2 protein-coding genes are annotated in these 1784 nt (G+C 51.8%); one reads left to right on the top strand and one right to left on the bottom strand.

From position 1 onward, the window contains the following. A partial coding sequence (locus AAC083_RS08575; protein ID WP_219927873.1) for a hypothetical protein occupies nucleotides 1–185 on the top strand: 185 nt, incomplete at its 5' end. A 422-nt stretch (nucleotides 186–607) separates the two neighbouring features. On the opposite strand, the gene AAC083_RS08570 is transcribed toward AAC083_RS08575, so the two are convergent. Next, nucleotides 608–1784: DUF3362 domain-containing protein (locus AAC083_RS08570; protein WP_146181625.1), on the bottom strand; the 1177-nt coding region annotated here is incomplete at its 5' end.

Genomic DNA, 1784 nt, shown 5'->3' with positions numbered 1-1784 from the left:
TATCAGATGATATATTTAATCAGTTGGCACAATTTTCCATGGATGATAAGGGAGTTCACCAAATTGGTAATCATCCATTGATTGCATCTAGATACCATACCAATATGTTACCTAGCACAATAATTCCAAGTATAAAAGCAGAAGCATTCGAAAACTACAATTATATATATTGTCAAAAAAATTAAAACCTTATGACAATATATCAAAAACCACTAAAAAAGACAGTTTCAAACAAAATAAAAAAAGGAAAAATAAATCGCAAAAATCTGCTCGTAAAAAAAACAGAACACATTAAACTGGCTATGTTGATGTATTGGTTAGTATTTTACTGCTAGGTGTTACTGATAATAATCAGCAGCGAAACGTCATATTAAATTTTTTAAATGTACATTTAAACGCTCTCTCGCTGCATTACTTAAATATTGACACTCATTAGCTTCCACATATCATTGGGATAATATATATTATCGAGAGATAACTACATACTTTTATACTTTATCTCATGCAGGTGCTGGCTACAGTACATCGTGACATTGATTACAGTTTAGAAATAAAAAGGCGACCATCCGGTCGCCTTTTTATTTCTATCGCTTTCCAATCAGCAAACTCACCGAGCCGGTCGCTTGGCACCATTCCCTTTAGCCGCAGCCTTGCCGCCTTGAGACGCGGGTTTGGCGGAACCTGCGCGGGTCGGGGCCTTGCCTTTATTATGGGCGGGTTTGCCAACCGGTTTACCCTGACCTGCACCCTGCGCGACAGGTTTGCTGTTACCCGCGCCTTTCTGCAACTGGGAACCCACCGGCTTGCCGCCAGCCGCCTTGTTGCCCGCCCCATTACCACGCTGGTGAGTGATGTTGCTGTGGCGCGTCAGGGCCGGTTTCAGCCCCTTGCTGCGACTGCGCTCGGCCTTGGCTTCGCCACGGCCTTCCGGCGGCACCAGGCAGTTGGGGCCGTTACCAATCAGGTGGCCCTTGCCCATTTCCAGCAACGCCTCGCGGATCATCGGCCAGCCGGCCGGATCATGATAGCGCAGCAGCGCCTTGTGCAGACGGCGGCGACGCTCGCCCTTGACCACGAACACGTCCCCGCCCTGGCGGCTCACCTTGTTGAGGGGGTTTTTCTCGGTGTAATACATGGTGGTGGCGTTGGCGAGCGGCGACGGGTAGAAGTTCTGCACCTGATCGAGCTTGAAGCTGTTGGTCTTGACCCAGAGCGCCATGTTCACCATGTCTTCATCCGTGGTGCCCGGGTGGGCCGAGATGAAGTAGGGGATCAGGTACTGCTGCTTGCCCGCCTCTTTGGAATACTTGTCGAACAGCTCCTTGAAGCTGTAGTAGCTGCCCATGCCCGGCTTCATCATCTTGGAGAGCGGGCCCTCTTCCGTGTGTTCAGGGGCAATCTTCAGATAGCCGCCGACGTGGTGCTTGGCCAGCTCGCGGATGTAGCGGGGATCTTCCACCGCTATGTCGTAACGCACCCCGGAGGCGATCAGGATTTTCTTGATCCCCTTCACATCCCGCGCCTTGCGATAGAGGCTGATGGTGGGGGTATGGTCGGTATCCATGTGCGGGCAGATGGTCGGCCAGACGCAGGAGGCGCGGCGACAGGTCTGCTCGGCCCTGGGGCTCTTGCAGCGCAGCTTGTACATGTTGGCGGTGGGGCCGCCGAGATCCGAGATGACACCGGTAAAGCCCGGCACCTTGTCGCGGATCTCTTCGATCTCTTTGATGATCGACTCTTCCGAGCGGCTCTGGATGATGCGCCCCTCGTGCTCTGTGATGGAG

The sequence above is a fragment of the Aeromonas sp. HMWF014 genome, assembly GCF_963878295.1.
In the GTDB taxonomy this organism is placed as follows: domain Bacteria; phylum Pseudomonadota; class Gammaproteobacteria; order Enterobacterales; family Aeromonadaceae; genus Aeromonas; species Aeromonas popoffii.
This window is presented reverse-complemented; position numbering and strand designations above follow the sequence as displayed.